At 62.1% G+C, this 22,227-nt stretch carries 26 protein-coding genes and 1 pseudogene; 1 reads left to right on the top strand and 26 read right to left on the bottom strand.

Translation table 11 applies throughout. The annotated features are described in order from the left end of the window. Both INT12_RS04115 and INT12_RS31620 read right to left on the bottom strand, forming a co-directional pair. The coding region (locus INT12_RS04115; protein WP_226925980.1) for a PAAR domain-containing protein at positions 1-197 on the bottom strand (197 nt) is incomplete at its 3' end. Continuing rightward, positions 173-298, bottom strand: a complete 126-nt coding sequence (locus tag INT12_RS31620; RefSeq protein ID WP_017845395.1) for a hypothetical protein — start codon at positions 296-298, stop codon at positions 173-175. The genes INT12_RS31620 and INT12_RS04115, both read right to left, overlap by 25 nt. Positions 299-746: 448 nt before the next feature. On the opposite strand from INT12_RS31620, the pseudogene INT12_RS31855 reads away from it, so the two are divergent. Further along, a pseudogene (locus tag INT12_RS31855) lies at positions 747-917 on the top strand (DUF6124 family protein); the annotation flags it as partial. A gap of 105 nt (positions 918-1,022) precedes the next feature. Here the strand turns inward: INT12_RS31855 and INT12_RS04110 are convergent. From INT12_RS04110 to fliS, 24 genes are all read right to left on the bottom strand, one after another. Further along, the gene (locus tag INT12_RS04110) at positions 1,023-1,226 is read right to left on the bottom strand and encodes a cold-shock protein (protein WP_017845394.1); all 204 of its coding nucleotides are present in this window, start codon (positions 1,224-1,226) and stop codon (positions 1,023-1,025) included. A gap of 378 nt (positions 1,227-1,604) precedes the next feature. Beyond that, on the bottom strand, positions 1,605-2,741 hold the full coding sequence (gene flhB, locus INT12_RS04100) for a flagellar biosynthesis protein FlhB (protein WP_017845392.1): 1,137 nt from the start codon (positions 2,739-2,741) through the stop codon (positions 1,605-1,607). Positions 2,742-2,744: 3 nt separating this feature from the next. Continuing rightward, complete coding sequence (fliR, locus tag INT12_RS04095; protein WP_017845391.1) at positions 2,745-3,530, bottom strand: flagellar biosynthetic protein FliR; 786 nt, start codon at positions 3,528-3,530, stop codon at positions 2,745-2,747. A 4-nt stretch (positions 3,531-3,534) separates the two neighbouring features. Continuing rightward, positions 3,535-3,804, bottom strand: a complete 270-nt coding sequence (gene fliQ, locus INT12_RS04090; RefSeq protein WP_003175300.1) for a flagellar biosynthesis protein FliQ — start codon at positions 3,802-3,804, stop codon at positions 3,535-3,537. A gap of 4 nt (positions 3,805-3,808) precedes the next feature. Next, positions 3,809-4,552 (bottom strand): flagellar type III secretion system pore protein FliP, encoded by a 744-nt coding sequence (fliP, locus tag INT12_RS04085; protein WP_017845390.1) that lies wholly within the window; start codon positions 4,550-4,552, stop codon positions 3,809-3,811. Continuing rightward, positions 4,552-4,995: a flagellar biosynthetic protein FliO gene (fliO, locus tag INT12_RS04080; RefSeq protein ID WP_026139822.1), complete on the bottom strand. Its 444-nt coding sequence runs from the start codon at positions 4,993-4,995 to the stop codon at positions 4,552-4,554. Before fliO ends, fliP begins: the two co-directional genes overlap by 1 nt. Position 4,996: 1 nt before the next feature. Beyond that, complete coding sequence (fliN, locus tag INT12_RS04075; protein ID WP_017845388.1) at positions 4,997-5,464, bottom strand: flagellar motor switch protein FliN; 468 nt, start codon at positions 5,462-5,464, stop codon at positions 4,997-4,999. A gap of 56 nt (positions 5,465-5,520) precedes the next feature. Beyond that, positions 5,521-6,489, bottom strand: a complete 969-nt coding sequence (fliM, locus tag INT12_RS04070) for a flagellar motor switch protein FliM (protein ID WP_017845387.1) — start codon at positions 6,487-6,489, stop codon at positions 5,521-5,523. Between the two features lie 9 nt (positions 6,490-6,498). Next, on the bottom strand, positions 6,499-6,999 hold the full coding sequence (gene fliL, locus INT12_RS04065) for a flagellar basal body-associated protein FliL (protein WP_017845386.1): 501 nt from the start codon (positions 6,997-6,999) through the stop codon (positions 6,499-6,501). 290 nt (positions 7,000-7,289) lie between these two features. Beyond that, positions 7,290-8,639 (bottom strand): flagellar hook-length control protein FliK, encoded by a 1,350-nt coding sequence (locus INT12_RS04060; RefSeq protein ID WP_193040764.1) that lies wholly within the window; start codon positions 8,637-8,639, stop codon positions 7,290-7,292. A 98-nt stretch (positions 8,640-8,737) separates the two neighbouring features. Further along, positions 8,738-9,082, bottom strand: a complete 345-nt coding sequence (locus tag INT12_RS04055) for an Hpt domain-containing protein (RefSeq protein WP_017845384.1) — start codon at positions 9,080-9,082, stop codon at positions 8,738-8,740. 30 nt (positions 9,083-9,112) lie between these two features. After that, positions 9,113-10,831 (bottom strand): fused response regulator/phosphatase, encoded by a 1,719-nt coding sequence (locus INT12_RS04050; protein ID WP_193058766.1) that lies wholly within the window; start codon positions 10,829-10,831, stop codon positions 9,113-9,115. Then, positions 10,828-11,133: an STAS domain-containing protein gene (locus tag INT12_RS04045; protein WP_017845382.1), complete on the bottom strand. Its 306-nt coding sequence runs from the start codon at positions 11,131-11,133 to the stop codon at positions 10,828-10,830. The genes INT12_RS04050 and INT12_RS04045 overlap by 4 nt, the downstream gene beginning before the upstream one ends. Positions 11,134-11,251: 118 nt before the next feature. Then, complete coding sequence (fliJ, locus tag INT12_RS04040) at positions 11,252-11,701, bottom strand: flagellar export protein FliJ (RefSeq protein ID WP_017845381.1); 450 nt, start codon at positions 11,699-11,701, stop codon at positions 11,252-11,254. A 3-nt stretch (positions 11,702-11,704) separates the two neighbouring features. Continuing rightward, a complete protein-coding gene (fliI, locus tag INT12_RS04035) occupies positions 11,705-13,063 on the bottom strand; it encodes a flagellar protein export ATPase FliI (RefSeq protein ID WP_017845380.1) in 1,359 nt (452 codons plus the stop codon). Beyond that, positions 13,053-13,817 (bottom strand): flagellar assembly protein FliH, encoded by a 765-nt coding sequence (fliH, locus tag INT12_RS04030; RefSeq protein ID WP_017845379.1) that lies wholly within the window; start codon positions 13,815-13,817, stop codon positions 13,053-13,055. Before fliH ends, fliI begins: the two co-directional genes overlap by 11 nt. Before the next feature lie 10 nt (positions 13,818-13,827). Beyond that, the gene (gene fliG, locus INT12_RS04025; protein WP_010563975.1) at positions 13,828-14,847 is read right to left on the bottom strand and encodes a flagellar motor switch protein FliG; all 1,020 of its coding nucleotides are present in this window, start codon (positions 14,845-14,847) and stop codon (positions 13,828-13,830) included. Continuing rightward, complete coding sequence (fliF, locus tag INT12_RS04020; protein ID WP_017845378.1) at positions 14,840-16,618, bottom strand: flagellar basal-body MS-ring/collar protein FliF; 1,779 nt, start codon at positions 16,616-16,618, stop codon at positions 14,840-14,842. Before fliF ends, fliG begins: the two co-directional genes overlap by 8 nt. Positions 16,619-16,634: 16 nt before the next feature. After that, entirely contained in the window at positions 16,635-16,964 is a 330-nt protein-coding gene (gene fliE, locus INT12_RS04015) for a flagellar hook-basal body complex protein FliE (RefSeq protein ID WP_046382518.1), read from the bottom strand. A 131-nt stretch (positions 16,965-17,095) separates the two neighbouring features. Then, positions 17,096-18,472 carry a sigma-54-dependent transcriptional regulator gene (locus INT12_RS04010; RefSeq protein WP_046488262.1) on the bottom strand — a complete coding sequence of 459 codons (1,377 nt, stop codon included), beginning with the start codon at positions 18,470-18,472 and terminating at the stop codon, positions 17,096-17,098. 6 nt (positions 18,473-18,478) lie between these two features. Continuing rightward, entirely contained in the window at positions 18,479-19,690 is a 1,212-nt protein-coding gene (locus INT12_RS04005; RefSeq protein ID WP_076963048.1) for a sensor histidine kinase, read from the bottom strand. Between the two features lie 111 nt (positions 19,691-19,801). Continuing rightward, positions 19,802-21,277, bottom strand: coding sequence for a sigma-54 dependent transcriptional regulator (locus INT12_RS04000; protein WP_017845374.1), 1,476 nt, complete (start codon positions 21,275-21,277; stop codon positions 19,802-19,804). Between the two features lie 169 nt (positions 21,278-21,446). Then, complete coding sequence (fliT, locus tag INT12_RS03995) at positions 21,447-21,743, bottom strand: flagellar protein FliT (RefSeq protein WP_193040475.1); 297 nt, start codon at positions 21,741-21,743, stop codon at positions 21,447-21,449. A 41-nt stretch (positions 21,744-21,784) separates the two neighbouring features. Next, positions 21,785-22,189 (bottom strand): flagellar export chaperone FliS, encoded by a 405-nt coding sequence (fliS, locus tag INT12_RS03990; protein WP_076963044.1) that lies wholly within the window; start codon positions 22,187-22,189, stop codon positions 21,785-21,787. Positions 22,190-22,227: the final 38 nt, after the last annotated feature.

Below are 22,227 nucleotides of genomic sequence, written 5' to 3'. Positions count from 1 at the left end.
TCGTGCAGGTGAGGCCCAACGAGCGCGATGACGCCTTCAGTGCCGCATGCCGGACAAGCGACCCGGTCACCCTCCCTGGCGATCATTTGGCCGTTGAAGCTGGTGCGCTCCAGGCCACTGATCACTTCGCCGCCCGCCGTGGTCGTCGCGCCAGTGGTGATGTTGTAGCGCTTCACATCTGGCTCTCCACGCGACATCCAGGCTGTAGAAGACCAGGGAGGCCATCGTCGCCCGCGTACTCCACCACCTGATCCAGGTTTTGCAGGCTGCTGATCAGTGTGTTATCGGAGCTGTTCATGTCACTTCCTTTTTTTTGCGTGCAGAGGCCTCACACTCCATCGTGGTGTTGAGTCGTGCAGAGGGGATCGCGCCGGGAGTGGCGCCAGGAAGAGGCTGCTGAATGATGAAGGACCAAACAACTGACCGTTCGGCTAGGTGTTTGTAAAAACAGAAACTTCCGACAAGTGTTTGAGGTTGCTCCTAGGAAACTCGCTCTCTAGTCTCCGTACTTCGCTGCACACGCAGCGGGCGGGCGTCGCGGCCCATGTAAATTCAGGCGCAAAGTGCCATTGTCCGCTTTCAGTTGACGTTTTTTTATCGTCTACTGTGCGGCGCTATGGTGGCTGCGCGCGGGATACCTTCGGGTATGCCGGTTTCCTGATTCCGGTCCGCGAACCTGCGTACAGCTGCCACCCCATCGCATCGCGGCGATCAGTGGCAGCTCCACTTAAATCAGGAGCGTCACAATGGTTAAACCAACCCCAAATCCCCCGCTCGGCACCAATACCCCACCCACCGTGCTGTTCACCCTCATCGACGGCATCAGCACCGAAGACCTGCTGGTCAACCTCACCGAAACCCTGGCTCGCGCCCACGCCCTGACCTGCGACTTCGCCTTTAATCTGGAAGGATCACGGGCATCCAACCCAGTGATCGTTCCCGCCGGTGGGAACGATCAACTTTTGCTTCAAGGGGGCAGAGCGCTGAGGGGCGCGGCGAAGGGATGCTATCAGTGGCGATCTTTATACAGGACGCACATTCTCGGCCTGCGGGCCTTTTTGGCCCTGCGTCACGTCGTATTCCACTTTTTGATTTTCTTCCAAACTTTTGAAACCGGTGCCGGTGATTGCTGAATAGTGGACAAACACGTCCGTGCTGCCGTCGTCGGGAGAAATAAAACCAAACCCCTTCTCCGCGTTAAACCATTTCACAGTGCCCGTTGCCATGGCCGTTCTCCGTACACTTCAATTAAGAACTTACACAGGTGTCGTCAGATCAGTTGAATGTCGCATGCATAGATGCCCGCCGGTCGATGGATCATCCAAAACTGCACTTTCTGCCCCTCCGAAAGCAGGCATCCATCCGAACTGCACAGATCTACCAACACATCGTCTCCCCCACTATCCAACGCAATCGAACCCAATCCGGTCTGCTGGTCATAAGACTTAACCCGGCCTGTGAATAGCTGCATCGCCCCACTCCCGGCATTTTACTTCGCAGTACCTGAGGCAATAGAACCGCGAGAAGGCGAAAGTGACGACTGTCAAAGTTGACAGGTCAGGAAGGTTTACGACGAATGGCACGGTGCCAATTTGAACAGTTGGTCAGGAATCGCGCCGCAAATCCGGCGGAATCGGCAGGTCCTTGAGCGGATCGGGGCGCTTGCCTTTGCCCGCACGGTACTGGCGGATCTGGTAGACGTAGGCCAATACCTGGGCCACGGCCAGGTACAGCCCGGCGGGGATTTCCTGGTCGAGGTCGGTGGAGTAGAAGATCGAACGCGCCAGCTCCGGCGACTCCAGCAACAGGATGTCGTTGGCCACGGCGATTTCGCGGATTTTCAGCGCAGTGAAGTCGCTGCCCTTGGCCAGCAGCATCGGCGCGCCGCCCTTCTCCGGGTCGTACTTGAGAGCCACGGCGTAGTGGGTCGGGTTGGTGATCACCACGTCGGCGTCGGGCACCGAAGCCATCATCTTGCGCTGGGACATTTCGCGCTGCAGTTGGCGAATGCGCTGCTTGACCTCGGGGCGGCCTTCCTGGTCCTTGTGTTCGTCGCGCACTTCCTGCTTGGTCATCAGCAGTTTCTTGTGGCTTTCCCACAGCTGGATCGGCGCATCCACGGCGGCGATCAGGATCAGCCCGGCGGCCATCCACAACGCACTCCAGCCCACCACTTGCACACTGTGGATGATCGCCGACTCCAGCGGCTCATGGGCGATGCGCAGCAGGTCATCGATGTCGGAGGACAATACCACCAAGGCCACGAACAGAATCAGGATGAACTTGGCCAGGGCCTTGAGCAGTTCCACCAACGCCTTGGTGGAAAACATGCGCTTGAGCCCCGCTGCCGGGTTCATGCGGCTGAATTTTGGCGCCATGCTGCTCGCGGCGAACAGCCAGCCGCCAAGGGCGACGGGGCCGATCAGCGCGGCCAGGAGCAAGGTGATCAAAATCGGCTGCACGGCCAGGATCGCGATTTTCCCCGAATGCAGCAGGTACTGCCCCATGGCGCCGGGGCTGAGCAGCACTTCACGGGGCAGGCTGAAGTTGAGTTTCATCAACTCCATCAGGTCGAGCGCCAGGCCGCCGCCGTAGATCAGCAAGGCGCCGGCACCGGCCATCATCGTCGCAACGGTGTTGAGCTCTTTGGAGCGGGCAATCTCGCCCTTTTCCCGGGAGTCCTTTTTACGTTTCTCCGTGGGGTCTTCTGTTTTGTCCTGACCACTCTCGCTCTCGGCCATGGCTCAGCGCGCCCGTGCCAGATCACGTAAGAACTGCAAGGCGTCGCTCGCCAGCGGTTGATACTGATTGAGAATGTCGGCCATGCCGACCCAGAAAATCCCCATGCCCAGCACCAGGGTCAACGGGAAACCGATAGAGAAGATATTCAACTGCGGCGCCGCGCGGGTCATCACCCCAAACGCGATGTTGACCACCAGCAGCGCGGTGATCGCCGGCAGCACCAGCAACAGCGAAGCGCCCAACACCCAACTGAGGCGCCCCACCAGTTCCCAGAAGTGATTGACCACCAACCCCGAGCCGACCGGCAAGGTGGTGAAACTTTCGGTCAGCACCTCGAACACCACCAGATGGCCATTCATGGCCAGGAACATCAAGGTCACCAGCATGGTCAGGAACTGCCCGATCACCGCCGCCGACACGCCGTTGGTGGGGTCGACCATCGACGCAAAACCCATACCCATCTGGATCGAGATGATTTGCCCGGCGATCACGAATGCCTGGAAGAACAGTTGCAGAGAGAAACCCAGCAGCGAGCCGATCAGGATCTGCTCGGCAATCAGCATCAGCGCACTGAGGTCCAGCGCATTGACCGCAGGCATCGGCGGCAAGCCCGGCACCAGCACCACGGTGATCGCCACCGCGAAGTACAGGCGGATACGCCGTGGTACCAGGGTGGTACCAAACACCGGCATGCTCATCAGCACCGCCGTGACCCGGAACAGCGGCAAGATAAACGACGCCACCCAGGTGCTGATCTGGGTGTCGGTCAACGCCAGCAGCGATTGCATGCGGTCAGCCGATCAACTGCGGAATACTGCCGTACAGCTGCAGGATATATTCCATGAAGGTTTGCACCAGCCACGGGCCGGCGACGATCAGGGTGACCAGCATCACCAGCAGGCGCGGCAGGAAGCTCAGGGTTTGTTCGTTGATCTGGGTCGCGGCCTGGAACATCGCCACCAACAGGCCGACCAATAGGCTCGGCACCACCAGCACGGCAACCATCATCGTGGTCAGCCACAACGCTTCACGGAACAGGTCGACGGCAACTTCTGGGGTCATAGCCCTACACTCCGCCGAAACTGCTGGCCAACGTGCCGATGATCAGTGCCCAGCCGTCCACCAGCACAAACAGCATGATCTTGAACGGCAACGAGATGATCAGCGGCGACAGCATCATCATCCCCATGGCCATCAGCACGCTCGCCACCACCAGGTCGATGATCAGGAACGGGATAAAGATCATGAAACCGATCTGGAACGCCGTCTTCAGTTCCGAGGTGACGAACGCCGGCACCAGGATCGTCAGCGGCGCCTGGTCCGGCGTGGCGATGTCGGTGCGCTTGGACAGGCGCATGAACAGCTCAAGGTCGCTGGAGCGGGTCTGCGACAGCATGAAGTCTTTGATCGGGCCTTGGGCCTTGTCGATGGCGTCTTGCGCCGTGAGCTTTTCCGCGAGGTAAGGCTGCAGGGCTTGCTGGTTCACCTTGTCGAAGACCGGCGCCATGATGAACAGCGTCAAGAACAGCGCCATGCCGGTGAGGATCTGGTTCGATGGCGTCTGTTGCAGACCCAGGGCCTGACGCAGGATCGAGAACACGATAATGATGCGGGTGAAGCTGGTCATCAGCATGACAAACGCCGGGATAAAACTCAGCGCCGTCATGATCAGCAGGATCTGCAGGCTGACCGAATACTCCTGGGCCCCGGCCGCGTTGGTGCCGAGCGTAATCGCCGGGATCGACAACGGGTCGGCGGCGAACGCCAATGGCGCGGCCAGCCACAGCATGAGCGTCAATAAAACGCGCATTACTTCTTATCCTTCTGATCCTTGCCCAGCAACTCCATCAGGCGTTGGGCGAATTCTGGCGTGGCGGCTTGGGTCGGGGCGACGTTGACCGGGGTCTTGAGCACATGCAGCGGGGTGATGCGGCCGGGGGTAAGGCCCAGCAGGATCTGTTCCTCGCCCACCTGCACCAGCACCAGCCGGTCACGCGGGCCGAGGGCGCGCGAGCCGATCATCTCGATGACCTGGGCGTTGCCCGGGCCAATGTTCTGCACCCGACGCATCAGCCAGGCCAGCACAAAAATCAGCCCGACCACCAGCAGCAGGCCCAGTACCAGTTGGGTCAACTGACCGCCGATACCGCTGCTCACCACCGGTGCCGCCGCCGCGGCCGCCTGCGCGACCGGCTCGGCCGCGAGGGCGCTCAATGGCAGCGCCAGCAACAGTCCCGCCATCGAATACTTCATGTCAGCGCAGCTTCTTGATGCGTTCGCTCGGGCTGATCACGTCGGTCAGGCGAATGCCGAACTTTTCGTTGACCACCACCACTTCGCCATGGGCGATCAGCGTGCCGTTGACCAGCACGTCCAGCGGCTCGCCGGCCAGGCGGTCAAGCTCGATCACCGAGCCCTGGTTGAGCTGCAGCAGGTTGCGGATGTTGATGTCGGTGCTGCCGACTTCCATGGAGATCGACACCGGGATGTCGAGAATCACGTCCAGGTTCGGGCCGTCGAGGCTCACCGGGTCGTTGTTCTTCGGCACGCTGCCGAATTCTTCCATGGGCAGGCGGTTACTGGCTGGCGCAGTAGAGGCATCGGCCGCCAGCAGCGCGTCGATATCGTCCTGGCCGACATCGCCGGTTTCTTCCAGGGCCGCAGCCCATTCGTCGGCCAGGGCCTGGTCTTCGGCGGAAGTGTTTTCGTGTTCGGTAGCCATTACATGTCCTCGGCGGAGCAAACATTCATAAATAGGGGTGCATCAATACGGGTGACTCAACGCCGGTTGATCGGCTCCACCACTTGCAGCGCCAGGTTGCCCTTGTGGGAACCGAGCTTGACCTTGAACGACGGCACGCCGTTGGCGCGCATGATCAGTTCTTCCGGCAACTCGACGGGAATCACGTCGCCCGGTTGCATGTGCAAGATATCCCGCAGGCGCAACTGACGACGCGCCACGGTGGCGCTCAGCGGCACGTCGACGTCCAGCAGGTCTTCGCGCAGGGCCTTGACCCAGCGTTCATCCTGATCGTCGAGGTCGGACTGGAAGCCGGCATCGAGCATTTCGCGCACCGGCTCGATCATCGAGTACGGCATGGTCACGTGCAGGTCACCGCCACCGCCATCGAGTTCGATGTGGAACGTCGACACCACAATCGCTTCGCTGGGGCCGACGATGTTGGCCATGGCCGGGTTCACTTCCGAGTTGATGTACTCGAAGTTGACTTCCATGATCGCCTGCCAGGCTTCCTTCAAGTCGATGAAGGCCTGCTCCAGCACCATCCGCACCACCCGCAGTTCCGTGGGGGTGAATTCCCGGCCTTCGATCTTGGCGTGACGGCCGTCGCCGCCGAAGAAGTTGTCCACCAGCTTGAACACCAGTTTGGCGTCGAGGATGAACAACGCCGTGCCGCGCAATGGCTTGATCTTGACCAGGTTGAGGCTGGTAGGCACGTACAGCGAGTGTACGTATTCACCGAACTTCATCACCTGCACGCCGCCCACCGCCACGTCCGCCGAGCGGCGCAGCATGTTGAACATGCTGATGCGGGTGTAACGGGCGAAACGCTCGTTGATCATTTCCAGGGTCGGCATGCGTCCACGGACGATGCGATCCTGGCTGGTCAGGTCATAACTTTTGACGCTGCCGGGTTCGGCAGCCGTTTCGGTCTGTACCAGACCATCGTCCACGCCATGCAGCAGCGCATCGATTTCATCCTGGGACAGCAGGTCTTGCACGGCCATGTGGTGATCCTACTGCAATACGAAATTAGTGAAGAGCGCCTGCTCGACCACCACTTTGCCGAGCTCTTTCTGGGCCACTTCCTGCACGCTGGCAGTGACCTTCTGGCGCAGCATTTCCTGGCCCACCGGGGTGGCCAGGTTGTCGAAGCTTTGCGCGGAAAACAACATCACCAGGTTGTTGCGGATCACCGGCATATGCACCTTGAGCGCATCGAGGTCTGCCTGGTTACGCGCCAGCAAGGTGATGCTCACCTGCAGGTAGCGTTGACGACCGTTCTGGTTGAAGTTGGCGACAAAGGCCGGAAGCATCGGTTCGAAGATTGCCGGTTGCTTGACGTTACTGGCAGTTTCGGCGGCGGGCGCCGGTTTGCTCGCACTGCTGTGCATGATGTACCAAGTGCCGCCCACAGAGGCGCCGATGGCCAGGACCAGGGCCAGGACAATCAACAGGATAAGCTTGAGCTTACCCTTGCCTGCAGGTGCTTTTGCTGCGTCGTCGCTCTTCGCCATGCCAATAATCCGTCACTATTCGGGGATTCATAGATCTACGGAAAGGCAAGAGCAAGTGTTATGCCAGAGTTGTCAGGCAGAGCAGGACAGCGGCCATGCCACAGATCCATTGTGGGAGGGGGCTTGCCCCGATGGCGGAGTTCCAGTCGACCGATCCGTTGACGGGCACACCGCCATCGGGGGCAAGCCCCCCTCCCACCTTTGGATTGCGATCGACTCAGGCCAGGCTTAATGGTCGTGATCATCAGGGGCAAGCCCCCTCCCACACTCAGGCCGGTGTTGGCCCTGAATCAGGCGTAGTAGTCGACGGCGCTGGAGCCGATCACGGTGGACGTCACCGGCGCGACGGCCGCTGCCACTTCGGCGTGATCGGCAACGTCGCCGTTGTCACCCCGACCGCCACGGCCACTGACACCGTTCGCCTGGTTCTGTTGCTGTTGGCCCTGACCCTGGCCCTGCCAGCCGCGGGATTGGTCGGACACGTTGACGTCGACCTGCCCCATGCCCTGCTGGGCGAACATCTCGCGCAACCGGCCGGACTGGCTTTCCAGCGCGTCACGCACCACGGCGTGACCGCTCATGAACGTGACCTGGGCCTGCTGGTCCGCTGTCATGTTGACCTTGATATCCAGGCGCCCGAGTTCGGCCGGTTGCAGCTGGATCTCCGCCGACTTGAGGTTGGCGCTGGACAGGTACATCACGCGGTTGACGATTTCCTCGGTCCAGCCGCTCTGGTGCATGGCCAGCGGTGCGTTGGTCACCGGCGGCAACGCGTTGGCGGTTTTCGGCGTGGCGGCCTGGGTCAGCGCGGCCAGGCGGTTGGCGAAGTCATCGACACGGGTGTCGCTGCTGGCGCCCTTCAAATCCTTGAGGCCTTCTTCGATCAACCCGCCAAAGGCTTTGTCGCCACCCCGGTCGGTGCTGTCCTTGCTGGCTTGCTGATCCACCATGTTAGCCAGGCCCGTGGCGAAGTTCTGCGCGACAGTCGGCTGGTCCTGGGACGTCGGCGCGGCTTTCTGCGGCGTCTGGCTGCTAGCCGACACATGGCCGCCCTGCTCCATCGCCAGGCGTACCGCCGGCAGGGCGTCCAGAGGGTCGGCCGCGGGATCGAAGGCTGGCTTGGCCGCATCGGTCGCTGCCAACGGCGTCGTGACCAGCGGCTGGGCCTTGTCATCCTTGGCGGCGGCCGGGGCTGGCGTTTCCACCGGCACAGCAACTGGCGCGACCGTGACAATCAACGCAGGGTCAACCACCGGCGCAACCGTCGGGTCTGCCGCAGGCTGCTGCGCCAGGGCCGGGTCGGCGGGCGGAGTTTGATCACTGCTGGCGCTGTCGGCCGGCTTGGCCGGCGGCTCGGCAGGCAAGGGTTTGCCGCTATCGGCAACCGCTGGCGTACCGGCGGCAGGTTTATCGTTGTTCGCGACAGGCTTGGCGCTCGCGTCGGCAGGCTTGTCGCGCGTGGGTTTGGCCGAGTTGTCGTCGGCCTTGGCCGAGGGCTTCGAACCTTGGCTGGCGAACACCTGAGCAAAGCCAGGGCCCTTATCCCGTGGCTCCGCAGCCGCCGCCGGTGGATTGGCGGCAGGCGCTTGAGGCTTGGCCGCGGAGGCAGCCTGAAGGAGCGAATTAGGGGCGACTGGCATAGGTAAGGTCTCCACTGCATGGGGATCGGGGATGCAGTATCAGGAGATAGAGCAAGAGTCGGGCCAGCTCCTATCGAAAAGCCGTCCCGCGCCTGAAATTAAAGCTGGAAGCGCTGGCGCTCCGACTCATACAGCGGCTTGACCAGCGCAAACTCATGATCAATCTGATCGACCAAGGCCCCCAGGTCCGCCGCCGCCTCGACGGACTCAACCTCCAGGCGCTGGCACAAGTGCGCCAACCGCACCGCCCCGAGGTTGCCACTGCTGCCCTTGAAACTATGGGCGATAAGCGCCAATGCCTTGGCATCGTCGCGCGCCTTGCGCAGCGCTTCGACGCGCTTTTGCGAATCATCGAGAAAGGTATCGAGCAACTTGGGGTACTCGCCTTCCATGACTTCCTGCAAACCCGATAACACGTCCGGGTCCAGATGAACCTCAACCACTTGTTCGCTCCTTGATCAAGAATCGGCGGATTATGCCAGAGCCTCCCAGCAAACCTCCACGCAGACACTACGCCCGCCGTCGGACCAGCGTACATCGCTGCTCAGTTGCCGTACCAGGCTCAAGCCGCGACCGGACAGACGGTCGACATCCAGCGGGCGCGCCAGTACCTGTTCCACATCGAACCCGGGGCCGCTGTCTTCGATGCGCAAGCTCATCCTGCCGCCGGTAACGGTGGGCGCCACCTGCACCTGCACGCGCACATAACCGCTGTTGAGCTGCATCAGCCGTTCGTTGCGCTCGCGGTAATACTGCGCGAACCCTTTGGCATCGCGCTTGAGCCGCGAGTCCAGGCCCAGCACGCCATGCTCGAGGGCGTTGGAATACAGCTCGGCCATCACGCTGTAGAGCGCCCCGCTCTGCTCGCGCAGGCCGTGGATCTCGAGCAGCAGTTGCAACAGATAGGGCAGCGGGTTGTAACGCTTGAGGGTCTCGGCGCGGAATTCAAAACCCACCGACCAATCCAACGGGCACGACTGGCCGCTGTCGGCGTACAACGGCCCCGTCGCGCGCATCGACTGGCCGGCCTGCAGGGTGATTTCGACCATGCTCACATCATCCCGCACCTCACCGCGAAACGCCGCCAGAGCCTGCTCGATATCCTCGAACAGGCGGTCGGGCTCGCGATTGGCGGCAAACACCTGCTGCAAGCGCTCGGCGCCGAACAGCTGTTCGTTGGCGTCGGCGGTGTCCAGTACGCCGTCGGAGAGCAGAAACACGCGGTCGCCCAGGGCCATCGGCCAGACTTCGGTATGGTCCTCGAACGCCTGCGCCGACAGCACACCCAACGGCAAATGCCGTGACACCAACGGTGTCCGCTTGCCGGTGGCGACTTCATGTACATAGCCATCAGGCATGCCGCCATTCCAGACCTCCACCACGCGCCGCTGCGTGCTCAGGCACAACAGCGCGGCGCAGCAGAACATGTCCACCGGCAGGATGCGTTTGAGCTTGGCGTTCATCTCCCGCAGGATCTGCGTCAGCCCGTAGCCCTTGGCCGTCATGCCGTAGAACACTTCCGCCAACGGCATCGCGCCGACCGCCGCCGGCAGGCCATGCCCGGTGAAATCGCCGAGCAGCACATGCATATCACCCGCCGGCGTGTAGGCCGCCAACAACAAGTCACCGTTGAACAGCGCATACGGCGATTGCAGGTAACGGATGTTCGGCGCTGCGTTGATACAGCCGGAATGGGCAACCTTGTCGAACACCGCCTTGGCCACGCGTTGCTCATGCAGCAGGTAGTCGTGGTGCTTGGCGATCAGGTCGCGCTGCTGCAATACCGTGGCCTGCAGGCGGCGCAGGCGGTCCATCGCATTGATCTTGGCCGCGAGGATCAGCGGGTTGTAGGGCTTGGGCAAGAAGTCATCGCCACCGGCATCCAGGCATTCGGCCAGGGCTTCGCTTTGGCGCAGGGAGGTGAGGAAGATGATCGGCACCAGGGCTTCGCCCGCCAGTTGCTTGATCCGGCGCGCAGCCTCAAAGCCATCCATCACCGGCATCAGGGCGTCCATCAACACCAGTTGCGGGCGTTCGCGGGCGAACAGGTCGACCGCTTCCACACCGTTGCTGGCGGTGAGCACTTGGTGGCCCTGGCGCCGGATGATGGTCGACAGCAACAGCAAGTCGGTGGCGCTGTCTTCGGCGATCAGGACGGTCAGCGGTTCGAGGACCGGAGCCAGAGCGCTCAATTGATATCGAACAGTTTATCGAAGTTGGATATCGCGAGGATCTTGCGCACGTCGGAGCTGATGTTGATCACCTGGACTTCCGCATCATCACCCCCGGCATGATCGCGCAGCAGCAGGAGCATGCCCAGGGCGGAACTGTCCATGTAGGTGGTTTCCTTCAGGTCGACCACATACACGTCCGGCACCTTGTAGAAACGCTCGTAGGCTTCACGAAAGATCTGGTGGCTGCCGAAATCGAACCGGCCTTTGATTGCAATCGTCAACTTCGTCCCATCCAGGGATACTTCTGACACGACTGACATGTGACTGCTTCCTTGTCATGGGTCTAGATAGAAGGTGTAGCAGGCGAATGGGCTATGGGCAACACGACGAATCAAATATGGGAAAGCCCCCCTCCCACATTGAACAGCGGGTCTGGCGCTAGTAGGGATTCTGCCGCGGCAGGCGCTGGGACAACTCGTCGAGCAGCTTCTGCTCGCGCTTATCCTCGATCGCCCGCGCTTCGTCGATATAGCGCTGCACCAGCTTGCGCAAGCCTTCGACCCGGGCATACGCCTGCTGCCAGCTCTCGCGGGCCTTGTCGAGGTTGTTCTGGTGCCAGGCCAGGCTCTGGCGCTGCTGGCCGACGGCAGTCTCAAGTTGGTTGAGAAAGCCCTGGTAGCCCATCAGCCACTGGCCGGACACGCCTTTGGTGCCGCGCTCGATCCACTGCTGCTGGTACTCGCCGCGAAAGCGCTCCAGGTCGCCGAGCTTGCTTTCTGCCAGGCGCACCTGGCCCTGGAAGTAACCCAGGCGCTGGACCGCGGTTTTTTCGGCCTTTTCGGCCATGTCCACCACCGGGGCCAGGCGTGAGGAGCGGCTGCTGGCCATGGCTTAGCCGCCTGGCGCGGGGGCGAAGATGGACTGCAGGTGTGCTTCGCTTTCGCCCATGCTGATGTTGTCGTTGAGGCCCTGGCGCAGGTAGGTGACCAATTGCGGTTGCAGGGCAATCGCCAGGTCGGTCTCACGATCGCCACCGGCCACATAGGCGCCGACGCTGATCAGGTCGCGACTCTGCTGGTAGCGCGACCACAGCTGCTTGAACTGCTGGGCGCGGGCCATATGCTCGGGCGTGACCACCGATGGCATCACCCGGCTGATGGAGGCTTCGATGTCGATCGCCGGGTAGTGCCCCTCTTCCGCCAGGCGCCGCGACAGCACGATGTGACCGTCGAGCACGCCGCGCGCCGAGTCGGCGATCGGGTCCTGCTGGTCATCGCCTTCAGACAACACGGTGTAGAACGCGGTGATCGAGCCCCCGCCCGCCTCGGCATTACCGGCGCGCTCGACCAGCTTGGGCAGCTTGGCGAACACCGACGGCGGATACCCCTTGGTGGCCGGCGGCTCGCCGATGGCCAGGGCGATTTCCCGCTGGGCCTGGGCGAAACGCGTGAGGGAGTCCATCAGCAACAGGACGTTCTTGCCCTTATCGCGAAAATATTCGGCGATGCGCGTGCAGTACATGGCCGCGCGCAAACGCATCAGCGGCGCATCGTCCGCCGGGGAGGCCACCACCACCGAACGCTTGAGGCCTTCTTCACCGAGGCTGTGCTCGATGAACTCCTTCACTTCCCGGCCCCGTTCGCCGATCAGCCCCACCACAATGATGTCGGCCTCGGTAAAGCGGGTCATCATGCCGAGCAACACCGACTTACCCACGCCGGTACCGGCGAACAGGCCCAGACGCTGGCCGCGGCCGACCGTCAATAAACCGTTGATGCTGCGAATGCCCACGTCCAGCGGCTGGCTGATCGGGTTGCGCTTGAGCGGGTTGATGGTGGGGCCGTCCATCGGCACCCAGTCTTCGGCCTTCATGCCGCCCTTGCCGTCCAGCGCGCGCCCGGCGCCGTCCAGCACGCGGCCGAGCATGCTCATGCCCATGGGCAGGCGGCCGGTATCGGCCAGCGGCACCACGCGGGCACCGGGAGCGATGCCCGCCAGGCTGCCAACGGGCATGAGGAAAATCTTGCTGCCGGAAAAGCCCATGACTTCGGCTTCGACCTGCACCGGGTGGTAGCTGTCGTCGTTGATCACCAGGCAGCGGCTGCCCATGGCGGCGCGCAGGCCTTCGGCTTCGAGGGTCAGGCCGACCATGCGCAGCAGGCGCCCTTCGAGAATCGGCTGGCCGGGCAACCCGGTGGCCTCGATGTAACCGCCCAGGCGCTTGGCGAAGCTGGTGCGATCAAGGCGCATCGGCGGCGTCCAGGTCCACGCTCATGTCCGGTTCGGCCGGGTTCAGGAGCTGCTCGTGGACCTGATCCAGCAGTTGGGCCATGATCTGGCTGATGCGCGTTTCCACGGTGGCGTCGATGCGGCTGTATTCGGTCTCGACGCGGCAACCACCGGGCTGCAGATCAGCGTCTTCGACGATGCGCCAGGTTTCTTCATGGCGCTCGCGCAGGGCTTTGACCTGTTCGAAATCCTGCGGGTTGATGTGCAGCCGCACATTGCCGACGCCCAGGGGCAGCAGCTTGAGGGCTTCGCGCATGACGCTTTCGATCTGGCTGGAGTCCAGCACCAGCTCACGCTGGATCACCTGACGGGCGATGTGCTCGACCAGCCCGACCATGGCTTTTTCGATCTGCGAATCCTGCTCGGCGATGGGCTCGAACAGGCTGCCCATCAGGCGTTCGAGGCTGGCCAGCTTGACGCTCAAGGCGACCTCGGCTTCCTGGCGGACCTTGAGCGTGGCGCTGCGAAAACCATCTTTTTCGCCAGCGGCAAACCCTTCGTTGTAGGCCTCCTGGCGGATGCTTTCCAACTCTTCCAGGGTCAGCGGCTGGACTTCCTCCAGCGGCACTTCTTCCATTTCCGCCGGCAGTTCTTCCACAGGCTCGGGTTCGGGCTCCGGCACATGCGGATCGAAGCTGGGCAACGACCAGATGTCGAACCCGCCCACGTCCCGCGCGCGAATCAGATCGCTGGGCGTCTCATCTTTGTTCGACATGCGAGGCGCCTTAAATCATTTCTTCGCCGCCCTTCCCGCCGAGAACGATTTCTCCGGCTTCGGCCATACGGCGGGCAATGGTGAGGATTTCCTTCTGGGCAGTTTCCACGTCGCTGACGCGCACCGGGCCTTTGGCTTCCAGGTCGTCGCGCAACAGTTCCGAGGCGCGCTTGGACATGTTCTTGAAGATCTTCTCCTTGACGCCTTCGTCCGAGCCCTTGAGGGCCAGTACCAGCACGTCGGAGGAGACTTCGCGCAACAGCGCCTGGATGCCGCGGTCGTCGACATCGGAGAGGTTGTTGAACACGAACATGAGGTCTTCGATCTGGCCGGACAGGGTGTCGTCGATCTCGCGGATCGAGTCCATCAACTGGCCTTCGACCGAGCTGTCGAGGAAGTTCATGATGTCGGCGGCGCGCTTGATACCACCCAAGGTGGTGCGCGAAGCATTCGAGTTGCCCGAGAACTGCTTCTCGAGAATCGTGTTGAGTTCTTTCAGGGCCGCCGGCTGCACGGTGTTCAGCGACGATACGCGCAGGATGATGTCCAGGCGCACTTTATGGTCGAAGTGGCCGAGCACTTCGCCGGCCTGGTCCGGGTCGAGGTACGCCACCACGATCGCCTGGATCTGCGGGTGTTCGTAGCGGATCACGTCGGCGACGGCGCGCGGTTCCATCCATTTGAGGCTGTCGAGGCCGCTGGTGTTGCCGCCCAGCAGGATGCGATCGATCAGGCCGTTGGCTTTGTCTTCGCCGAGGGCCGAGGTGAGCATCTTGCGGATGTAGCTGTCGGAGCCGACGCCCAGGCTGGTCTGGTCGCCGACGATCTCGACGAACTCGCTCATCACCTGTTCGACCTGCTCACGGTGAACGTTGCGCATTTGCGCCATGGCCACGCCGACCCGCTGAACCTCTTTGGGGCCCATATGGCGCAGCACTTGGGCGGCGTCGGTTTCACCCAGGGACAGCAGCAGGACTGCGGCTTTGTCGACCTTGGTGAGTTTGGCAACAGCGGCTCGATTATCACTCATCTGCGTTAATCCACTCTTTCACGACCTGGGCCACACGGCCCGGGTCTTCTGCCACCAGACTCTTGATTGCGTTCAACTGAGCGTCATAGCCTTCGCTCGGGCTTGGCAACAGGATGCTTTGCGGGCCGCCGAGGCTGACGCGGTCGTTGGCCAGTTCACCGTCCAGGCCGCCCATGCCACCCAACTCGACGTCGCCGCCAGCGAAGGCCGCCAGTTGTTTCTTGCCATTGCCGGTGATGTTGTTGAGCACCGGACGCAGTACGCCGAACACCAGCACCAGGATGAACAACACGCCCAGCACTTGCTTGACGATGTCCCAGAACCACGGCTGGGTGTAGAACGCCGCTTCGGCGATCACTTCGCCGCGCTCGGCGGAGAACGGCATGTTGATCACGCTGACGCTGTCGCCACGGCTGGCGTCGAAACCGACGGCATCCTGCACCAGGCGGGTGAAGCGCGCCAATTCGTCGGCGCTCCACGGTGCGCGGGTGACGGCGCCGTCAGCGGCGTTGACCTTGACCTGGTCATCGACCACCACCGACACCGACAGGCGGTTGATCCGGCCCTGTTGCTGCTTGGTGTGGCTGATGGAACGGTCGAGTTCGAAGTTCTTGGTCGACTGGTTACGCTTGTCCGCCGGGTACGGAGCGAGCATCGGCTGGCCGGTGGCCGGGTCCATGATCTGTTGACCGTTGGCGTCCAACAGTGGCTGGCCGGGAGCGATGGCGCCCGCGGTCGCGGCGGCGCCGCCAGTGGTTTGCGGTGCCGAGGCCGGGGCCGGCGGCTGGTTGCTCAGGGCACCCGGTACGCCTTGCGGGCCGTTGCTGGCGGTGCGTTGTTCGCTGGTGGACTGCTCGCTGCGCAGGGCCGGCTGGTCCGGGTTGAATTGCTCGGAGGTCGACTCGACGGCACTGAAATCCACGTCAGCGGACACTTCAGCCTTGTAGCGGTCGTTGCCCAGCACCGGTTGCAGGATGTTGTGGACACGCTGGGTGAGCATGCTTTCCATGCGGCGACTGTAGTCGAACTGCTTGCCGGCCTGGGTCAGCGCTGAGTTTTCGGCCATGTCGGACAACAGGTTGCCCTTCTGGTCGACCACGGTGATTTGCGACTTGCTCAATTCGGGAACGCTGGTGGCCACCAGGTTGATGATCGCCAGTACCTGGCCAGGCTCCAGGGAGCGGCCGGAAAACAGTTCGACCAATACCGAGGCACTTGGCTTGCGCTCGTCGCGCACAAACACCGAACTCTTCGGAATCGCCAGGTGGACCCGCGCGCCCTTGACGTTATTGAGGCTGGAGATGGTGCGCGCCAGTTCGCCTTCCAGGCCACGACGGTAGCGGGTGGCTTCCATGAACTGGCTGGTGCCCAGGCCCTGATCCTTGTCGAGGATCTCGAAACCGATGTTGCTGTCGGACGGGGTCACGCCGGCGGCGGCCAGCTTCATGCGCGCCCGGGCGACGTCATCGGCCTTGACCAGCAGCGCCCCGGAGTTGGGCTCCACAGTGTAGGCGATGTCGGCGGCGGCCAGGGTTTCCATGATCTGCTTGGAGTCCATACCGGCCAGGCTGCCGTACAGCGGCCGGTAATCGGGTTGCTGCGACCACAGCACCACAGCAAAACCAATCGCCACGCTGGCCGCCAGGCCGACCATCAGGCCCACCTGACGCAGCATGGTCATTTCCGAGAGGTTTTCCAGGAACGACAGGCCAAACAGCGGCGGCTTGCCGTCTGTCTTGGCGGGTACGTTGTCCACGACTGCTTCTGCCATGACTTAAATCTCGTCCTTAAACCGGCATCTGCATGATGTCTTGATAAGCCTGGACCAGTTTGTTGCGCACTTGGGTCAAGGCTTGAAAGGACACACTGGCTTTCTGCGAAGCGACCATCACGTCGGTCAGGTCCACGCCGCTCTTGCCGATTTCGAACGCGGTCGCCAACTGGTTGGAGGCTTGCTGGGTGTCACTGACTTTGTTGATGGCCTGGCCGAGCATGTCGGCGAAACTGCTTTGGCCCAATTCCGGCGCTTGTGCGACGGATTTCGGTTGAGCCATGGCGTCCATTTGCATGGAGCGCATATCCAACATCAACCGATTGAACTCAATACCCTGGCTCATGACCTTCTCTCTCCGACGACCCGCAATTTTTTGACACTACGCAGCGGTTACTAGGGGTGGTAGCAACAAGGGTGCCAGCTCTGTATCAACCTGTAAGAAAAGGCGACAAAACTTGTCGGCCTTGTTACCGCTCAGATAGCAAACAGATAAGCCTCCACGTCCATCCCCGCATCCCGCATCTGCGCCAACTTGTAGCGCAGGGTGCGTGGGCTGATGCCCAGGCGCTCGGCCGCTTCTTTACGGCGGCCGCGTTCGGCGCGCAGGGTGTCGATGATCATCTGGAATTCGCGGCGGCGCAGATCGTCGCCCAGGGCCCCGGCGGATTCGGCTTCGGCGACCAGCGGCGCGGGCGCCAGGCTCGGTAACGGCGCGGCGCCGCTGCCCATGGCCAGGCAGAAGTCCTGAGGCTGGATCAAGCCGCCCTGCTGCAGAATCAACGCGCGCTGAATGGCGTTGTCCAGTTCCCGCACGTTGCCGGGCCATGGGTAGCCGATCAGGCATGCCTGGGCTTCGGCCGACAGCCGCGCCTGGGCGTGCTTCATTTTTTTGACGTGGTTGTTCAGCAGGCGCTCGGCCAGCGGGATGATGTCCGCCGGACGTTCGCGCAGCGGGCGCCAGGCCAGGGGGAATACCGAGAGGCGGTAGAACAAGTCTTCACGAAAGCGCCCCGCCGCCACTTCACCCGCCAGGTCGCGGTTGGTGGTGGCGACCACGCGGATATCCAGCTGGATCGGCTTGCGCGCACCGACCCGCTCCACTTCACGCTCCTGCAGCACCCGCAGCAGTTTGGCTTGCAGACCCAGGGGCATTTCCGAAATTTCGTCGAGCAGGATGGTACCGCCGTCGGCCTGCTCGAACTTGCCCGCCTGGGCCGCGATGGCGCCGGTGAAGGAGCCTTTTTCGTGGCCGAACAGCGTGGCTTCGAGCATGTTGTCGGGGATCGCCGCGCAATTGATCGCGATAAAGGGCTGCTGGGCGCGCCCCGATTGCTGGTGGATATAGCGCGCCAGCACTTCCTTGCCGGTGCCCGACTCGCCGGAAATCAACACGGTGGAGTCACTGCGCGCCACGCGGGCCGCGAGCTCCAGCAATTGTGCGCTGGCCGGCTCAAAAGCAATCGGGCCGTCTGCCTCGCCGGCTGGAATCACCCCCAGGGCATGCCGCGCCACCAGCTCGATCAACGCCTTGGGCTCGAACGGTTTGACCAGGTAATCCGCCGCGCCCTGGCGCATGGCATCCACTGCGCGCTCGACGGCGCCATGGGCGGTCATCAGCAGCACCGGCAACTGCGGCTGGCGTGCGCGCAGCAGCGCGAGCAACTGATGGCCGTCCATGCCAGGCATGTTCACGTCGCTGACCACCAGGCTGAAGGCCTCTTGCTCCACCGCCGCCAAGGCGTCCTCGGCAGAACCGACCGCCCGATAGTCATGGCCCGCCAGCAGCAGCGTGTCAGCCAATGCCTCACGCAGGGCACGATCGTCTTCCACCAACAGAACCTTGATAGCCATAGCCTTTTACTCCGCGCTTGCCGCGCATGAAAACAGCGGCAAGGTCATCAATGCACAAGTGCCACGCCCCAAGCGGGAACGCAGTTGCAATTCTCCCTGATGGGCGCGCGCCACGGCCTTGACCACCGTCAGGCCGAGGCCCGTACCGTTGGTCTTGGTGGTGAAAAACGGTTCGCCCAGGCGCTGCAGCACTTGCGGCTCGATACCGCTGCCGCTGTCGCTGATGCACAGGCGCAGGGTTTGCGCACGGGCGTACACATGCACCTTGAGCCGCGCACCGGGGCCGCTGGCCTGGGTCGCGTTTTCGATCAGGTTGAGCAGCGCGCCCACCAGGGTGTCGCGGTTGCACAGCAATTCGCCTTGGTGACTGTCGCACTGCCAGCGCACATTGGCGTCCTGCACATGGGTGGCGGCCGCCGCTTGCAACGCCTGCATCAGGCCGGACGGCGTGATGCGGTCGGTCAGCGGCAATTCGCCGCGGGCAAACACCAGCATGTCGCGCACCTGGTGCTCCAACTCATGCAAGCGCTCCTTGAGGCGTCCGGCAAAACGCTGGTGGGTGTCGGCGGGCAATTGCTCATCAGTCAAATGACTGGCGTAGATCAACGCTGCCGACAACGGCGTGCGGATCTGATGCGCCAAAGAAGCGACCATCCTACCCAGCGACGACAAGCGCTCATGGCGCGCCAGTTGGTCTTGCAGGTGACGGGTTTCAGTCAGGTCGTTGAGCAGCACCAGTTGACCGGGCTCCGCGTCCAGGGAGCGAGTGGCGATGGACAAGCGGCGCCCATCCTTGAGGGAGATTTCATGGCCGTCATCTTCACGCGGCGCGAAGCAGCGGCTGATCACATGGCGCCACAGTTCGCCCTCCAACGGCAGCCCGAGCAGGTCGCAGGCGGCCGGGTTGGCTTCGCGCACACGGCCCTGGTCGTCGATGACGATCACACCGCCAGGCAACAGATCGAGCAGGTTCTGCAGACGGTTGGCCAGGCGCTCTTTCTCGGCCAGCTCTTCCATGCGCTGGGCACTGACCACCGCCAACTCGCCCTTGAGCTCGGAGACCCGCGCTTCCAGCAGGCTGTAGGAGTCGGTCAACTGGCTGGACATCTGACTGAACAGCGAGAACGCCTGCTCAAGGCCATGCCGGCTGAGCTGTTCGGCGGACGGGACAGGCCCCTGGAGTTCAGGGGCCAAAGGTAGTTGGGCGGCGTGGGGCATCATGCTCTCTCGCTTGGCTGACCGTCAGTTAAACGGAACGTTGCGAGGGCTGTAGCAATACCCGTGCCTAAAAAAAATACGCTTATTTTTCAGTTAGTTGAAAAACAGGCGTCAATCATCTGCCTGTTCATCACCGTCTCGGCGGCTCATCCCGTACTTGCGCATCTTTTCCACCAGGGTGGTTCGACGGATACGCAGGCGCTCGGCCGCACGGGCGACGATGCCGTTGGCGTCGTCCAGGGCCTGCTGGATCAGCCCTTGCTCGAGGTTGCCGAGGTAGTCTTTGAGGTCCAGGCCTTCCGGCGGCAGCATCGCGTTGGCACCGAAGTCCGGGGTATGGCCGTTGAAGGCGATCCGCTCTTCCATGTCGCTGCGCAGGCTGTCCACCAGATGCTCGTCTTCTTCGTCGACGTAGCGGAATTTCTTCGGCAGCTCGACCACGCCGATCACACCGTAGGGATGCATGATCGCCATGCGCTCCACCAGGTTGGCCAGCTCGCGGACGTTGCCCGGCCAGCCGTGACGGCACAGGGACATGATCGCTGCCGAATTGAAGCGAATCGAACCGCGCTTTTCGTGCTCCATGCGCGAGATCAGTTCGTTCATCAGCAGCGGGATGTCTTCCACGCGCTCACGCAGCGGGGCCATCTCGATCGGGAACACGTTGAGGCGGTAATAGAGGTCTTCGCGGAAGCTGCCGACCTCGATCATGCTTTCGAGGTTCTTGTGGGTGGCCGCAATGATCCGCACGTCGACGCTCTGGGTCTTGTTGCTGCCCACGCGTTCGAAGGTGCGCTCCTGCAACACGCGCAACAGCTTGACCTGCATCGGCAGCGGCATGTCGCCGATTTCGTCGAGGAACAGGGTGCCGCCGTTGGCCAGCTCGAAACGCCCGGCACGGCTGGTGATTGCCCCGGTAAAGGCGCCCTTCTCGTGACCGAACAATTCGCTTTCGAGCAGCTCTGCCGGGATCGCCCCGCAATTGACCGGCACAAAGGGCCCGTCGCGGCGCTTGGAGTGATAGTGCAGGTTGCGCGCGACCACTTCCTTGCCGGTGCCCGACTCGCCGAGGATCAGCACACTGGCGTCGGTATCGGCCACTTGCTGCATCATCTGGCGCACGTGCTGGATCGCCCGGCTGGTGCCGACGAGGCTGCGGAACAGGTTGGGTTCGCGGTGACGACCGCGCTCACGGGCCTGGTCGTACATCTCGCGATAGACCTGGGCGCGGTGCAGGGAGTCGAGCAATTTGCTGTAGCTGGGCGGCATTTCCAGGGCGGACAACACCCGGCGGCGCTGGTCTTCCGGCAGGTCGAGCGAAGAAATATCGCCCATCAGCAACACCGGAAGGAACTCATCCCAGGTTGACAGTGTCTTTAACAAGCCCAGAACTGCGCCAGGAGCGTTTACCGTCCCGATCAGCACACAAATGATTTCACGGCTCGAGGACAACGAGCTGACCGCCTGCTGCCAATCATGGCTACCGCAGGGCAGATTTTCTTCGCCAAGAAAATTTAAAATCACCGCTAAATCGCGGCGGCGGACGCTATCGTCATCAATCAGCAGAATTTTGGTTTCACGCCACATGCAATAGCAACTTCCCTAGTAAAACGCTCTGCCCAGAGTGTGGGCTATCTAGATGCCTGTAAGACTTCTTACCTTACTAGACGTCTGAAATCTGAAAACAGCACTAGTTAAGTCAAAAATGCTGGCACAGTCAAATATATGACGCGCCGTTCGGATTAACTGCGCCCGTTCAACCGAACAGATGGTAAACCTTTGACGCATTTTTCGCTTGGTTGATCTGCGACATCTCTTCGAAAATTGCCTGGCGCTCGCCCATCGTTACTTCAAGCAATTGCTGATACACCGCCAGCAGGCTCTCCAGCTTCTCCCGCAGCGCATCCTCATCCACCGGCGCTTCACTGAGTACCTGATCAATCACTGCGCGACAGCCCAGGTCCAGTTCGCCAACGGCTTCCCAGTTGCGCTCCGCCAGCGCGCCGATCAGGGCTTCGCGGGTTTCATCGATGCGTTGCAGTGCTTGGCTCATGACATATTCCTCAAGGCCTTCAGGCCCTTCTCTGCTGCGCCTTACTCGGTTACAGCCTGTGGCGCAGCGATGGCATCCCAGCCCTCTTTTACGGTAATCAGCAAACGTGCGACTTCGTCGATCATGTCGGCATCGTTATGCAGGTTCGCTTCCATCAGACGGTTGGTCATGTAGGCGTACAGACTTTCCAACTGCTGGACGTAAGCTGGGTTATCGCTCTTTTGCGCATCCAGGCCGTCACGCAGGCCAATCACGATATCGATGGCCTTGCCGAGCATCAGGCCCTTCTGGGCGATGTCGCCACGCGCCAGCGCGCCCTTGGCTTGGGCCATACGGTCAAGCCCGCCTTCCATCAGCATCTGCACCAGGCGATGCGGGCTGGCTTCGGAGATCTGAGCATGGGAATTGACCTTCTGATACTGGCGAAGGGCTCTCATGGGATTCATGTTTCTACCTCGTGACAGGCGACAGCAAAAAGGATTTC

It is taken from the genome of Pseudomonas sp. K8, from assembly GCF_014889455.1.
GTDB classification, from domain to species: Bacteria; Pseudomonadota; Gammaproteobacteria; order Pseudomonadales; family Pseudomonadaceae; genus Aquipseudomonas; species Aquipseudomonas veronii.
Note: the sequence above shows the minus strand (reverse complement) of the source record. Positions and strands in the feature narration are given on the sequence as shown.

Excerpts from the sequence above, each read along its gene's own strand:
- fliJ (WP_017845381.1), bottom strand. The coding sequence starts at position 11,701 with ATGGCCAGCAGCCGCTCCTCACGCCTGGCCCCGGTGGTGGACATGGCC.
- fliI (WP_017845380.1), bottom strand. The coding sequence starts at position 13,063 with ATGCGCCTTGATCGCACCAGCTTCGCCAAGCGCCTGGGCGGTTACATC.
- fliE (WP_046382518.1), bottom strand. The coding sequence starts at position 16,964 with ATGAGCCAGGGTATTGAGTTCAATCGGTTGATGTTGGATATGCGCTCC.
- INT12_RS04060 (WP_193040764.1), bottom strand. The coding sequence starts at position 8,639 with ATGCCAGTCGCCCCTAATTCGCTCCTTCAGGCTGCCTCCGCGGCCAAG.
- fliF (WP_017845378.1), bottom strand. The coding sequence starts at position 16,618 with ATGGCAGAAGCAGTCGTGGACAACGTACCCGCCAAGACAGACGGCAAG.
- INT12_RS04000 (WP_017845374.1), bottom strand. The coding sequence starts at position 21,277 with ATGTGGCGTGAAACCAAAATTCTGCTGATTGATGACGATAGCGTCCGC.
- fliM (WP_017845387.1), bottom strand. The coding sequence starts at position 6,489 with ATGGCCGTGCAAGACCTGCTGTCCCAGGATGAAATCGATGCGCTGCTG.
- INT12_RS04010 (WP_046488262.1), bottom strand. The coding sequence starts at position 18,472 with ATGGCTATCAAGGTTCTGTTGGTGGAAGACGATCGTGCCCTGCGTGAG.
- INT12_RS31620 (WP_017845395.1), bottom strand. The coding sequence starts at position 298 with ATGAACAGCTCCGATAACACACTGATCAGCAGCCTGCAAAACCTGGAT.
- fliQ (WP_003175300.1), bottom strand. The coding sequence starts at position 3,804 with ATGACCCCAGAAGTTGCCGTCGACCTGTTCCGTGAAGCGTTGTGGCTG.
- fliR (WP_017845391.1), bottom strand. The coding sequence starts at position 3,530 with ATGCAATCGCTGCTGGCGTTGACCGACACCCAGATCAGCACCTGGGTG.
- fliT (WP_193040475.1), bottom strand. The coding sequence starts at position 21,743 with ATGAGCCAAGCACTGCAACGCATCGATGAAACCCGCGAAGCCCTGATC.
- INT12_RS04005 (WP_076963048.1), bottom strand. The coding sequence starts at position 19,690 with ATGCCCCACGCCGCCCAACTACCTTTGGCCCCTGAACTCCAGGGGCCT.
- fliH (WP_017845379.1), bottom strand. The coding sequence starts at position 13,817 with ATGTCGAACAAAGATGAGACGCCCAGCGATCTGATTCGCGCGCGGGAC.
- fliG (WP_010563975.1), bottom strand. The coding sequence starts at position 14,847 with ATGAGTGATAATCGAGCCGCTGTTGCCAAACTCACCAAGGTCGACAAA.
- flhB (WP_017845392.1), bottom strand. The coding sequence starts at position 2,741 with ATGGCCGAGAGCGAGAGTGGTCAGGACAAAACAGAAGACCCCACGGAG.
- INT12_RS04045 (WP_017845382.1), bottom strand. The coding sequence starts at position 11,133 with ATGTCAGTCGTGTCAGAAGTATCCCTGGATGGGACGAAGTTGACGATT.
- fliP (WP_017845390.1), bottom strand. The coding sequence starts at position 4,552 with ATGCGCGTTTTATTGACGCTCATGCTGTGGCTGGCCGCGCCATTGGCG.
- fliN (WP_017845388.1), bottom strand. The coding sequence starts at position 5,464 with ATGGCTACCGAACACGAAAACACTTCCGCCGAAGACCAGGCCCTGGCC.
- fliO (WP_026139822.1), bottom strand. The coding sequence starts at position 4,995 with ATGAAGTATTCGATGGCGGGACTGTTGCTGGCGCTGCCATTGAGCGCC.
- fliS (WP_076963044.1), bottom strand. The coding sequence starts at position 22,189 with ATGAATCCCATGAGAGCCCTTCGCCAGTATCAGAAGGTCAATTCCCAT.
- INT12_RS04110 (WP_017845394.1), bottom strand. The coding sequence starts at position 1,226 with ATGGCAACGGGCACTGTGAAATGGTTTAACGCGGAGAAGGGGTTTGGT.
- fliL (WP_017845386.1), bottom strand. The coding sequence starts at position 6,999 with ATGGCGAAGAGCGACGACGCAGCAAAAGCACCTGCAGGCAAGGGTAAG.